Origin of the sequence: Psychrobacter sp. C 20.9 (assembly GCF_001921765.1) — a bacterium.
Classification (GTDB): Bacteria; Pseudomonadota; Gammaproteobacteria; order Pseudomonadales; family Moraxellaceae; genus Psychrobacter; species Psychrobacter piscatorii_B.
On the sequence record NZ_MRYC01000001.1, the window covers coordinates 24064 to 38075 of the forward strand.

Annotated in this window: 11 protein-coding genes; all 11 read right to left on the bottom strand. The window is 42.2% G+C overall.

From position 1 onward, the window contains the following. Nucleotides 1-113: 113 nt before the first annotated feature. Nucleotides 114-605: a pilin gene (locus BTW00_RS00080; protein WP_075105687.1), complete on the bottom strand. Its 492-nt coding sequence runs from the start codon at nucleotides 603-605 to the stop codon at nucleotides 114-116. Nucleotides 606-933: 328 nt separating this feature from the next. Beyond that, complete coding sequence (locus tag BTW00_RS00085) at nucleotides 934-1395, bottom strand: type IV pilin protein (RefSeq protein WP_075105688.1); 462 nt, start codon at nucleotides 1393-1395, stop codon at nucleotides 934-936. Further along, nucleotides 1395-1946, bottom strand: a complete 552-nt coding sequence (locus BTW00_RS00090) for a type IV pilin protein (protein WP_075105689.1) — start codon at nucleotides 1944-1946, stop codon at nucleotides 1395-1397. Before BTW00_RS00090 ends, BTW00_RS00085 begins: the two co-directional genes overlap by 1 nt. 12 nt (nucleotides 1947-1958) lie before the next feature. Then, nucleotides 1959-5903: a pilus assembly protein PilY gene (locus BTW00_RS00095; RefSeq protein ID WP_075105690.1), complete on the bottom strand. Its 3945-nt coding sequence runs from the start codon at nucleotides 5901-5903 to the stop codon at nucleotides 1959-1961. A 33-nt stretch (nucleotides 5904-5936) separates the two neighbouring features. Beyond that, nucleotides 5937-6812 (bottom strand): pilus assembly protein PilX, encoded by an 876-nt coding sequence (locus tag BTW00_RS00100; RefSeq protein WP_075105691.1) that lies wholly within the window; start codon nucleotides 6810-6812, stop codon nucleotides 5937-5939. A gap of 21 nt (nucleotides 6813-6833) precedes the next feature. Then, entirely contained in the window at nucleotides 6834-7817 is a 984-nt protein-coding gene (locus BTW00_RS00105; protein ID WP_075105692.1) for a prepilin-type N-terminal cleavage/methylation domain-containing protein, read from the bottom strand. Then, complete coding sequence (gene pilV, locus BTW00_RS00110) at nucleotides 7817-8383, bottom strand: type IV pilus modification protein PilV (protein ID WP_075105693.1); 567 nt, start codon at nucleotides 8381-8383, stop codon at nucleotides 7817-7819. The genes BTW00_RS00105 and pilV overlap by 1 nt, the downstream gene beginning before the upstream one ends. Beyond that, nucleotides 8383-8880 (bottom strand): GspH/FimT family pseudopilin, encoded by a 498-nt coding sequence (locus BTW00_RS00115; protein ID WP_075105694.1) that lies wholly within the window; start codon nucleotides 8878-8880, stop codon nucleotides 8383-8385. Before BTW00_RS00115 ends, pilV begins: the two co-directional genes overlap by 1 nt. Before the next feature lie 268 nt (nucleotides 8881-9148). Continuing rightward, nucleotides 9149-9985, bottom strand: a complete 837-nt coding sequence (locus BTW00_RS00120) for a ComF family protein (protein WP_075105695.1) — start codon at nucleotides 9983-9985, stop codon at nucleotides 9149-9151. Nucleotides 9986-10026: 41 nt separating this feature from the next. Beyond that, a complete protein-coding gene (locus tag BTW00_RS00125; protein ID WP_075105696.1) occupies nucleotides 10027-11439 on the bottom strand; it encodes a phospholipase A in 1413 nt (470 codons plus the stop codon). Nucleotides 11440-11808: 369 nt separating this feature from the next. Then, nucleotides 11809-13977 carry a protein-disulfide reductase DsbD gene (gene dsbD / locus BTW00_RS00130; protein WP_256713936.1) on the bottom strand — a complete coding sequence of 723 codons (2169 nt, stop codon included), beginning with the start codon at nucleotides 13975-13977 and terminating at the stop codon, nucleotides 11809-11811. Nucleotides 13978-14012: the final 35 nt, after the last annotated feature.

Here is a 14012-nt window from a genome sequence, read left to right on the forward strand (position 1 = left end):
CAGTATCTATTACCATTCACTGGATGAAAGTCAATAGTTAGGAATTGGCACAAAAAAGCCTTAGCATATGCTAAGGCTCTTAAAAATATTTTGCTTATTAAGCGAGCAAGCTATTACTGACAGCTAGCAGGTAAACGATTATCTTCTAACGCAGTAGTTGTTGTCGTAGTACCAGCTGTCACTGCCCCGGCACAAGTCCAACTTGCGATTTGACCAGGAGCACCAGTTGTAGGGGTAAGCGTCATACCTTTACCAGCATTTGCGCCTGATGCAAAAGCAACGTTAATGACCGAAGCGTTGGCATCTGGATCGGCAGCATCTACTGCACCACCACCACTCAATGCTACATCACCTTCTGTAAAATACTTACCGACTAATAATTCAGCTTGTTCACCAACTGCACTAGTAGATGAAGGCCATGCATTTTGATCAACTAAAAAAGTAGCAATATCAGCTTGCACACCTGAAGTCGCTTTAAAGCCTTCTGATGCTTGTGCACGAGCTGTATAATCTTGATAAGCAGGTAATGCGATCGCAGCTAGAATACCGATAATAGCGATAACGATCATTAGTTCGATTAAGGTAAAACCTTTTTGAGCGTTCATAGACATGTCCTTTTGGATAATATGGCAATAGAATCATTATCTAACTGCCAGCTATAAATATAATGTTTTTCTTACTATAGATGTTGCAGATAGTGTGCCAAAGATGTTGCAGATAGTGTGCCAACAATAAAATCAGCATTGTTTTATTTGAAAAATACCCTACAAACGCTGTAATTCGTTTTTGAAACCATTTAATGTCTTTTTTTCATCGTTGATAACAGTCAATGTTACCTCTAGTCTACTGAAAATTGTCAATCATGTTTGTCTTTAACAACAAAAAGTAACTGACTATGACAATTTTTGTCAGCGATACTCATTGGTTTTTTTATCAATCACTCCACTCATCGCTACTGCCGCAAACGCTGTCACGACATTTGACCCCTTGATAATTTAGTGTGAGGTTGCCGTCTCCTGCCATCTGTGTGCCTATTTTTGGGCTAGCAGTGATTTTCCATTTAGCAGTCAATGTATTATCAGGCGGTGTTAAAGGTTCTGGGTTAATAGTTACATCATATAGCTGAGTGCCCTGCCTTGGATAAGCGATAGCAAAATCTGTTTTTACTTTTGCACTGATATTGCTATAACTACCTTGTGCTAACTTTCGACTCTCAATCTCTGACGCAATATTGTGCATCTCACTCATCATATCAGTACGCTTGGTTTTGATGACATATTGTTGGTAGCTCGGGTAGGCAATCGCAGCGAGTACGCCAATAATGGCGACGACGATCATCATTTCAATTAGAGTGAAACCGTGTTGCTGTTTAAACGCTTTATTAATTGTAGACATTACCAACTCTCCTTTCCCGCACCGCAGTCAGTAGAAACTATCTGCACCGTTCTATCTTTGCTCTGACACCGTAACCCCGTACTATTGAGCATAAAGAGGTGCGCGTCAGAGCTTGTAAGGCTAGGACTAGGCTCAGCAAGCATACGCCATGAGTTTCCCGCAGTAGAAAAGCTAGTAGTAGCAGGCGCTAGAGTAACGTTCGTGCTAGCATCAACTAAACTAATCTTATAACTGTAATTACCATTATTGCTACCCGCTGGCACATATATAGTTTGATTAGTAGGTGCGTCATCATAACCGTTACTGACTGTACCATCACTGGCTGTCTTTCTAGGCTGAAATCCTTTGTAAGTCAAAGCAGTAGCACGCCAACGATTAAGTTCTATCTCAAGCTGCTGCAGACGTGCTTGTGCTTGGTGCTCTGAATTGCGAACAACATACTGTCTGTACGACGGAATAGCTATCGCAGCCAGAATAGCGATGATAAAGACCACAACCATTAGCTCAATGAGCGTAAAGCCTGTCTGTTGCCTAAACACTTCTTTCTTCATATTGCTGTCTCATCAGTCTACTTCATACCATGTTTTTGGCTGAAGAGTAAATCGATCATTGAATATCAAGTCAGGAGCAGTACCACTTCCTGGAAGAAGATCAGTAGCTGACAGGTTCTGGTTCTGACTCAAACCATAAGGCTTTGAGATGAGATCAAAAACGCCCTTATCCGTATCAGAACCGAAATTTACTCGATCATTTGCACGTTCTGCCAGAGTTCTGGTTCCGATAAGCAAACGCTGATTGGACAGTGTCGAGCTTCGCGGCCCTAAAGTAAGCTCTTGAATACCTTTACCTGCTCTGACAAATCCGCCTAGGCCATTTTTGGATGCATCATCAGTGCAAATACCATAAGGCAAACAATATAGTTGTCTCTCTGAACCACCAGTAATCTTAGCAGAACAAGAATCTACCGTTCCATAATTCATATCTGGATTATAGGCAGTCGTATATAAGAAGCTATCGATCACTTCAGATTTACCGACACCTTTGGTATATCTGACATTGCCATAACCGTCAAAGTTCGTTAACGGAATATACCAGCCATTCTTTGTTGTACCTTGTAGCACTGAGATAGCAGTATTTTTTTGCGCTACTGTGTAACCCGCAGCGCTTAAAGTTCCGATAGCACTAGGCAACTCGACTAAATTACTACTTGCTGAATTATTGGCTGTCAAATCAGCTATTTTTTGACCGTTGGTATTACTTGCTGTCGTGAAGTTGCTCGCATAAAAGATATTATCCGCCTTTGTGACATCAGTATCCATTATGCCGTAGAGTCTATCAGACTTACTAAGATCACGTATCTTAGATAAAGGTGAGCTACGATCACCTGATATGACATTTACGAGTGCAAATAAACTGCTGCTAACGGGGTTTCGGTAAAAACTGACGACTGGGCGCTCATAGAAACGATGATTGTACTTGGTATCAGAGCCAGTATAAGCACTTTGAAGAACTCGAGTAACTCGAGTGTTAGTAAAAGAGGTCTCAGGCGATGATGCTGTGGCTGTCGTAGAAGGCTTTACAAATCCTGCATTGGTAAAGTCAGCACGGAAGACTTGACCACCTAAATCTGCAAAATAGATATGATCCATAAAGCCATCATTGTCACGATCTAGCGTAGTCACGCCAGCAACGATACTATTTTTCATAGTGGTTACTGTTTTCGTTGCGCCTGAATCACTAGACGCCGACCAGATCAAAGCACCTGTTTTGGCATTAATAATATATACTGCGTTACCTTTGACAGAAGTTTTACCTGAGCATTCTTTTAATTCTGAGTTAGTCACTCCTAGCTGAAAGCCTTCATATTCATAACACATATCATAACCACCACCGAATACCAGAACATCTGTTCCTTTATCACTAGCAGCTGTGCTCATTTTTATCTTAGCTTTAGTAGGCTTTTCCCAAATTTGGCCCATACGACTAAAACCCGAAGTCGCTGGCGTAATCGCAAACATCATACTTGGACTTTCGTTATTAATGAGGTTCAGGCCATATAAGGCCTCACCACCCATACGTAGGCCACCATAAGCATAGATACCCTTTCCATCAGCGGTATCAATATTGACTCTTTTATTTGTAAAGTCATACTTGTAGTCAGCGCTCACCATCCAAGGAGCATCCACACCAAAATTAGGTGAACCAGTACTAGTCTTGGTCGCATCTTTCACTAATGCTGCTGATTTTTCGGGATCTATCAGCATCTCTCTTGGAATAATGACAAATTTTTCTTTACCACCATTCCCACTCGTACTGGCATTGTCAGCATTAACCAAATGCAGACCACCTTCCGATGAACCAAATAGTACATAATCATCACGAGTAGTGTTAACTCTACCATCTGCATCTAAGTTTGCTGAGTATGATACTGAAGCAGGAGTCGAGTGTATCGTCGCTCCTAGTACCTTGATAGGCTGAGTTGCATTGGCGCTCGTCAACGTCATATCCTTCACATTGACTGTTGTCGCTGGAAGATTGGCAAAACCTAAAAAATTTAGTAGTTTTCTCAACGTCGCTTCATTATAAGTTGCTGTATCCACAAAAGATATATTTGTTAAAGCAGCATTATTTACCAACACTTTACCTGCAGCATTGACACTCACCTTTTTCAATACTGGCTTTTTGGTCGTACTGTTTTCCCAATCTTCTACATATAAAGTTCTAACAGAGGCAACACCCGTCGCTGGTGTGCTCAGTTGTGAGTAAAATCCACCAGACTCTACTTTGTCATTGGCGCCAGCATAGTTTTGATCTGACCATAGATCCTGTGCTGCTGGGTTCAACTCCCCTGCTATATTTTTGAAGAGCTTAGTATTACTCTTACCATATAGCGTGCCTTCGTTTAAACTATATTTCTTTAGGTTACCTTCCCAAATCACTGAGTTTTCAGCAACTTTGGGCTGTATGGTGGGATAATAGGCGACAGCGAGCTGACTATCGGCACGATAGGGATCGTCTGGGATAATAATAGTCCCTGATGGCGTAGAAGGTAGAGTTTGATTCAAATCGCTAACGAAAGTGGTAATACTATTAACAATATCCTCAGTAGACTGCGCTGAAAAGAAACCACCCTCACCAAATCCACCAACCCCTGGCAATGCTGCAGTTGTCTTTTCGCCCCAATTACAGGCATTTCTTGCGTCGATATCTGTGAATTTTGTGCAATTATAAAAATCTCGATTGGCAGTGATACCTGTTTTTGGATTGGTATAAGGAAGATTGCGAATAATGCGATTTTCTGGAGACTTCTTTTCATCTTCAACTTTATCAACATTAAATACTGAACCAAAGCCAACCACTGCTGTAAATATTTCTCTATCAGTACCTAATGGGTTCTGAGATGGGTCGCGTAATGCTCTAGCAAACGCTCCTACTGCGGGCATACCATTATTGTTTTCGCTACCACTAGGTAATGAGTCTGACGGTATTGAGAAATTGTTATTATTCAGTACTGTGCGCATTATTCTTGCAGGATCAGGTGAGCTATTTGGGTTACCATCGGTTAAAAAGTATATCCCTCGTCCATCGCAAGAAGAAGGTGACGATAGTGGGCTAATATAGTTGCCATTGTTGCCATTACTTTTAGAGTCCTTAACGGAGTCATTAAAACCACTATAAATACCATTTCCATTCACATAGCGCGTATTAGTACCTAGCATATAAGCACCCGCCTCTGCATAAGCATTGGCGGTAGGAGTACCATTAGATCCTACTAAACCTGCGATCTCTGTCTTAATAAGACTACGTTGGGTATCGTCCAATAGTGCTGCTGGCACTAGTATTTTGCCACTTCGACCATCAGCACCTGTAAACTGATTGTTACTATTACTTTGTGTAGAAAATTGACCAATGCCAATAGCGACTTTTTTGGGGTCTAGTTGAGCATTATCCATTAAAGTAAAAATAGCGTCTTTAAGACGAGTAAGGCGATCATAAAATTTTCCGCTTCTATAATAATATGTATTACCACTATTAGAAACTACCGTACCAGCATAAGTTTCACCTAATGGAATATTAATTCTCGTGCCGCAATCACTAAAACCGTAGCCAACAGATCCAGAGCCATTACTAGGCCCACATCGATACCACTGACCATCAGGAGCTAAGCGAAAGAAGTATCTTCTACCTGTTTCACAGTAGTATCTTGTATACGTAGGATTAGTGTCAGAAAGTTCAGAGCCTTCGGTATAAGATGTACTACCTCCTGGCAAGTCACAAGCATAGTTTACTTGATTTAAGCTCATACTACCTGAGGTATCAAGCATCATAGTGATAGTGGTTTTACCACCTTCGGCCGCCTTATATATCTCTAGATCACCGATTTTTTTGCCGGCTACATCAGCTTGTGCGACTGGCAAAGCGACCATAGCAGCCATGGCAACAACGAGATACTTCAAAGGCAATCCAACTTTGCCACTCATTGGCGATACAGTATTTAGTCGTTTCATGACCTCTATCCTTTTATATAATAAGTCAACTACTTATGGCGTAGATTTGAGTACGCACTCTGTATTCAATGTACCTCTACCGAAAGGAATACATTTCGTAGAAGAAGAGATGTTTTCGACATCCGCTTGCTCATATAGCATTTTACTTGGAGTGTTAGCGGCGAGCATACAGTCGCTTAACGATTTCTTGCTACCAATCACATTGGCTTTAATACTAGTCTGTGCAAAACAATTGTCACCATTAGCTTTAGGTTCGCTGTAGGACGGTAACGCTGAAGCAGATCTGATATCGAACGTAAATTTTTTACTGGTCCTATCCTCAATCTCTTTACCAATAACCACATGTCCAAACCTTTCTGCATTTGGGTCGACAGGTGCAACAGTCACGCTCATTTGAGTAACCACCGTTTGTCTAGCACTGGTATAGCCATCAGCGCTATTGTAATCACATATACCATTATTCAAACCACTCCAATAAGCTGTTGGATTGGCGGTCGTGCCCTTCACCATGATGGTAGCATTAGATGCCAAATACTTTTTGGTGCGCGGATTAAAGCAGTAAATAAATTCATTAGTCGAATTTTCAGGATTTAGTAAGAAATGACCAAACACGCCTGCCGCACTCGTTACATCAATGTATTCAGTGGATGTTGAGCTACCATTCAGCATCATTTCGAGCTTTTGATTGGCGCTATCTGAAGACTGCAATAATACTGTGTTGATCTGATCGCTCGTAGCAATCTTAAGATCAGTATTACTCTGTCTCACCGCTATAGCACCAGCTAGCATAATCAACACTAAGAATAGTAGCACTACTATCAACGTTGCGCCTCGCTCAGCACTCCGATATCCAATAGTCATTTTGACGTCTTTTATGGTTGAATTTGGTGAATAGCGATGGATCGTCATTCTTACTCTCCTTACCAGAGTTTATAGGCTGGTTTTTACGTTGACTACACGAGCATTGCGTAAGAAGGTTGTTGTCTCATAAGTCGTACGTACTTGCTTCTGGCGCGCAGTGTCTGTCTTCAGTACATTATTTTGACCTAACAGCATGAAAGATGTTTGATCATCACTACCTAATATAGGAGTACTACCATGAACGATTAAACCTATTTTTACTGCCGTTATTGCTGGTTTATTAGCAGTTATCGATAAATAGGCACTGCTTGGTAAATACATAATTTGACCTGCATTACTACCCGAATCATACTGGGCACCTAACAAGATCTTGAACTGATCCACATTAGTAATAAACTCTTGACCAGCTTGACCAAAATTACGCGGATCTGTACCACTTATCGTTCTAACCTTGCCTGCTGCAAAATCCACCCTTCCAGCATCGCACGCTAGTACTAGGTTTTTAATAGCGCCACTACTGCTATCATTCGTAACAGGTCGCAAAAAATAACGCTCGATAGCGATATCATTCACCTCAACTGCCGAGCCCTCACAATCACTGAAAGGGCTACCTGTTATGTTGGTATATTGGATTGTCAGTTGATCACTAGCAACAGCAGTATTTGAGATACCTGTCCATCCATTTGTACCGCTAGTAGGATCACCTGCGCGCCTTGTCAAATAACCAGTATCGGTATAAGGTGTGGTAGCAACCCCAAGGTTGGCACCTGTTAAGACGATACCACCTTTTGCAGTCGTTCCATCTATTCTATTAATAGGGTTTCCTAAATTAGCCAAGCGAACTTTTTTTTCTAATTGCTGTAGCCCAAACACACTAGCGTCTTGCAACTCGCTACCACTAGATTGCACGCTACTCGTCTTAACACTAATTACGTATATCTGTATAACAGCGGCTGAGACAATCAAACCTATGACTAATGAAATCATCAACTCTATTAAGGTAAAACCAGACTGATCGCAATTACTACACTCATAACTGTTAAGGTTTGGCATCAGTAGGCCTCCATAATAAAGCACTCTGCACCATTTTTATAAGTGCCATTTGCATTGGCACAGGCATTCGCATCACTATCGCTTAGAGTTACAGTAGTATCACCCCAGCTAGCTACAAAGCATTGGCGCTCTTGATTACCTGATGTACCAGGACAGCCGTTAGGCACTAAGCCCAACTTAATATCATTTTGCACCGCATATGATTTCATCAACAAGCCATCACGTGCCCCTAGCTGCTCAATAGTACAGCTATCTGTGGCAGCAGGTGCTCCAGCTGTATTTTTTACACAACTATCTTTTGTGATTGTGACACCATCTATCGTTATAGAATCAGTACTGCCATTTACAGCAGTTTTGAAAGCGCTTATTCCACCTGAGTTCGCACGTATTGTTTCCGCGCCTCCTCTCATAATAGTTAATGCTCGCGTACGCATGAGGCTTTCATCAGTAGCTTTTACAGCAGTCATTTGCATAGCTGAAAACCCAAGCACTGCAACTGCTAATAGTAACAGTGCCACTAGCACCTCTACTAAGCCCACTCCATACTGGTTATTGATGTTTTTCATTAGCAAGTACCTCCTAACTTCTTGTTACTAATGCTTGCTACTGTGTTAACTTCAATTTGTCGTGGTGTTACTACTGAACTGCTATCACAAATAGTATAAGTAACTTTGCCAACGTTAGATGTCACTTTATTTGGTTGAAAAGTCACCGCAGTTACTGTATTAGGATTTATAGATACTGTGCTTGTAGAATTAACATTATAAGTCGCCAACACAGTGCCACTAGTGTTCTGCAAGACAATGGTTTTGGCACTATTATTATATACGACTCGAATATCTTGACGACGAATAACACTTTCGACTTTCGCTTCTTTTAACGCATTCTCAAGCGTCGCAGCCGTCGACTTAACACGCTGATTAGCAAGCTGTGTGCTAATACTAGGTGCAGCAATACTCACAATAATAGCTAGTACAGCAATCGTTACCATCAGCTCAATTAGGGTAAAACCTGAATTGGCTGTTCTTAGCGAGGTCGGTAGACTATTCATAGATGCGTTCACATCAAATCCCTATTTAGCACTGCTAATGTCTGTCTCTTATCAGTCTTTGTTTTAAAATAACTAAAATCTGGTGTCAGTTTTGCTAATAATTTTATAGTTAGCTTAACTAATAATATGCAATTTTTGTTCCACAACATTCTGTTCATATTATATACGGATGAACAATAATACATACTTGATAGACCAGTAGGTATATACGTGTCTAATAATATAGCGTTACGATGATATATAAGCAATATATTAATAATTTCAATTAGATAGATGATTTTTAGGACTGACTCCCATGAGCTAACACATAGGCAGAAATATGATAATTGCTATGGCTTTGAGCATTTATGGTCACTGTTTGCTCAGATGAGATGAATGCACGTGCCAATGCCTGCAAGCTTGCGCCTGTCGTAGAGACATCATCGAACAATAGTAAGCGTTTTACCGGAGGTTTTTCGGTTAGAGCAAAGGCGTTATTTAAGTTACTAAGACGTTCAGCGCGTGTGAGCCCTTGCTGACTGACCGTATCATCAATGCGCTCCACACCGTGCCATAAAGGAATTTGCCAATGCTTTGACAGTTGTGATGATAAAATACTGACAGGATCGAACCCTCGTTTCACTAGCCGCTGATTGGTCGTTGGCATGGCAACAATCACGCTATTATTACGATGACAGCCATGTGGCCGTGGTAGCTGGCGTAATGCATGTAACAACAATGGCAATTTTGTCATGTCTTCATGATGCTTAAACGCTCGAATCGCTTGACGGATTGGATATTCATAATAGGTAGATACTTGGATAGATAAGGATCTGCCAGCAGCAATGTCAACGTCAAAAGGCTGTGGTAGCCATGCGATACTATTATGGCAATAAGTACAGAGTAGACCTCTATTTAAGCGGTGATTGATTTGATGAAAAATATGAGCAAACGAGGATGGATTGCTTGAAAGGGAAAATTCAGAATGTTCGCTCGATGCGTCATTACTATTAGCCTGTGATTGCTGCATCAATAGCTGAGACTGTGGTGTACTGCGATAAATACGGCATAGCTGGCAGCGTACATTTAAATACTCTGCCAGCCACAGTCCGGTTTGGTAAGGCACTAAGCGGTGCATAAATTATTAATTGTCATAAGATATGGTAAGACTCGCTTATATTAGAGGCCTTTCCAGTCATTCAGTACAATACCGAAACCAATAGAGGTATTTTCATGATTATAATCAACAATGGACTCGCCATAACCTTGGAATAGCTGCACCATACCATTGACGTTTTCTGACAATGGATAGATATAATCGATTTGCGCCGCCCCTTTATTGGTGCTTGGATTGTAGCGCAAGGTACCGCTAATGCTCTGCTCGGCAGGCAAATCATATAAGAACTTGATATCGCCATAACCCATGTAATCTTCGATATCTGGGTTGTCATCGTCGCTACTGCTATCACCATTCACTCGAGCCCATAGACGCGGTATGACTGACAGCTTACCCCACTCGGCCCCTGCCATTAAATAAGCACGGTTCCACGAACGTGATAATGGATCATCCTGTCCATTAGAATGGTGCACAGCACCCGCGCCTAGCATGCGTAGACGCCCACCGAAAGGTAGATCTGCCGTCACAGGCTGAGTCAAAAATATTTCAGGTTGATAGTCGGTAGCACGGAATGGTCGTGAATTGTCTTCGTTATAAACCTGCCAATGTGACTCTTGGGTATAACCAAACCACAGATCAGCGCTGGTATCGAATAAATCCTCTGCGACTTTACTCTTTAGAGACAACTGAAATTTTAGCTCCGTCTCACGTATGTCATTAGAGTCAAAAGGTTCAATTTCTTGAGAAGGGGTGCTTGGGCTTAAATTAGGATCAAAAGTATAAAATAATGGCAGCAGATAAGTCGGACGGTATGGTCTTACCGTCCAAGTACCGCGCTCACTGTTTTGATCGAGATCATATGCCAAACTGAGTGGTGTGTATTTTTCAATATCTGCTTGAGTGACACCCACACTTTCTAGAACTTGAGCCTCTTGCTGATTGTCTGTGACCGTATCCAAACTATTAGTAGCAGACTGTTGATTAGCAGTTGCGCTCTCATCACTAAAAGTACTGGTCGAGTTCTCTTCCACAAAAACAACTTGTGGATTACCCGAAATAGTCGTCTTGAATGTTTTTGCCAAATCAACTGGTTGTTTGGTCGTGGTGTAGCTTGGTGTTTTACCTTGTTCAGCTACCTTATCAAAACAAGCCAAACGAGCGGCACTGCTCTGCACTTGCGTACATTCAGAAAACAGCTTCGCTTGTTGAGCAATAAATTCTTTGCTGATTACTTTACCGCTCTGTGTGGTTACGCTCTGCGGCATCTCAACGGTTTCATATTCAAACGCCGCTTCTGGTACTGGCAGTTCGTTATAAGTTTGGCTATTGTCAGCTGCTTGTACTTGTACCGCCGTACAACTCAACGCGATAGCGACTGCGATACTCAAATGAGTATGTATCGTGCGACTACTGGCGTTACGACTGATTACATGAGTACGTTGTAATTGACGCTGAGTGGTGATGTGGGCAAACATAAATGTCCTTTATCTAACCAGCATTATCGCCAGCAGAGTATGTGAGTTAATTAATATAACTGTTAGCGTCGCCGCTAAAAAACTAGAAAAAATGAGAACATCAGAAGCAGTTATGACAAACTGATATACCCCTTCAGTATTGTTACTTTATTGTAATGAAAATATAATCACTATACTAGCGTTATCGATATATTAAATCTGCTTAAAAAGACATATTGTTTGTAAAACCAAACACTTAGGAGATATTTTAAAAATAATTTTATGGCATTAAAAAAGCCAGCGTACCATTATTGGCATACGCTGGCTTTTTTTCATTATTAAGCTTTAGCAAAAGAATTACTCAGGTTATTAAGTACGGGTTGTGAGCCATCAGTTGTTTAGTGTCATTAAGGTTTGCTCAAACTCCACGCGACCGATTTCGCCCACTTGTTGATTAACCAGTTGACCACCTTGATAATAAAGTAATGCGGGCGGGCCAAACAGCTTGTAGCGTGACAAAACGGCTTTGGAGTCTTCTGTAGTATCCGTGATATCAAGTCTCACCAACTGCCAATCTTGCATTTGTGCTGGGCGATTATGAAATAAATTTTTATCCATGATACGGCACTCAACACACCAATCTGCTGTCAAATCGACAAGGACATTAGGATTTGCCGCAACAATCGTATCTAGCTCTGCAAGTGTGGTGATCGTTTTATCTGTCGCCGTACTATCGTTGCCCATCGGCTGACCAGTTGCTGACTGAAGCATCGTCGGCGCAGCGCTTAGCGAGGCTAATGGATGCAGGCTATCATCATTCCCTAATGCCGCGCCCACGATCAGACAAGCGGCCCAGATACCAGCAATCAGACTCATGGCTTGGGTTAACATGCGTCTCCTGCCAATCCAGCTCCACGCCCATGTCGCCACCACCATAAACCATAATGCCCATACCATAAGCATCACTGGCGATATAAACACGCGCTCAACTAATAGCAATGCTACCGCGAATAATAGTAGCGCAAAGCCTTGCTTGACCCAATTCATCCACTCTCCTGCCTTTGGCATGATTTTGCCCTGAGTAGCGCCGATTAAAATAAGCGGTGCTGACAAACCAAAACCCAGCATGAATAAGGCGGCGAAACCCAAGAGCGGACTACCAATGGTAGAGACTGCCAGTAGCGCACCGAATAATGGCGCAGAGACGCAAGGAGATACGACTAATGCAGATAAAAATCCAGCAATCAAACTACCGCCTGTGCTACCAAGCTTGCTGTCGCCTGCTTGGCTAAGCTCTTGCATTTTTCGGCTGAGTGCTTGCGGTAAACGTACAGTAAAAGCATCCAGCATGTATAGCGCTAACAAGACAAAAACAATCGCAAAGCCAATCAAAATAATAGGATTTTGCAACCAGCCAATAATACCTAATGACTCGCCAAATACCGCAATCACAGCGCCCAAAACACCATAGGCAGTCGCCACACCAATTGCGTAACTGGTGGTTAGGATGACGCCGCGTTTGACCGTTGGGTTTTGCTCGCGGGCGACAATATTGGCAACGATGGGCAGCATCGGTAGGACACACGGCGTCAAGGCCAAACCTAGACCTGCTAAAAATAGCAATACCAATGCGAGCCAAGGATGAGATTCCAAACCAAAGGGATCACCATCAACAAGGTTGCTAGCATTTACATTCTCGCTATTGGTCGCGTCACTTGATAAATTGGCGTTTGCTCCAGAAATCGTGGTCGTTGCAGTGCTACCATCTAAAGAGTCGTACTCCAAGGTACTGTCATCGATTAGATCATAATCAATAACCTCATCATCCATCGGCGCTTGTTCTGCTTGCTCCGTGGTGCTACTAGTACCAGTCGTTGCAAATGTCGTTTCAGTATTCCCAGCAGATATCGTCGCATCAGTCAGATTGTCGCTCGTGGCCATCTCGCCAACAGACGCACGTTCTGCCTCAGTATTGGCATTACTTGTCGCGCTCTGTGACGATGCTGCTGTGATATTGACTGTGGTTTTGATTTTTTCAGGGGGATAGCACAATCCCGCTTTGGCGCAACCTTGCCAGCCAATGATAATCGCTGCATCATCGATGTTTTTGCCGTTGTTACTGGTCAATGTGGTAGTTGCGACCATATTGGCTTGATCAAAAACCAATACTTTACCAAATGTCGGATCGTCGATTGAATATGGCTTTTGGTTAAAGGTAAAAGGTGCCGCCGTCACGCCCGCAGGTAGCGTCAGTTTGATTTGATTTTTATAGACATAATGCTCAGGCGTGATATCAAAATTAATAGATAGACGCGTACCTGACTTGGTAGAGGCGCTACTGCTACTAACCTGAAAGGCTTCATCTACTGGCAAAAATTTCGATTGCGCTGTATTTTGACTGCTGCCAAATAGATCACCCAATCCTGCCGCTTGCGCTGTCGTTGACGTCGCTAACAACCCTGTCAATAGCGAGCCGCTAGCAATCACACATGCTAAGACATACGCTTTTTTTGCATGTGTATTTGCAGTCAATGATGCCGATTGTTGTGATGTCTTCATGAGCATGAATAGCTACCTGTTATTACCAATATTTG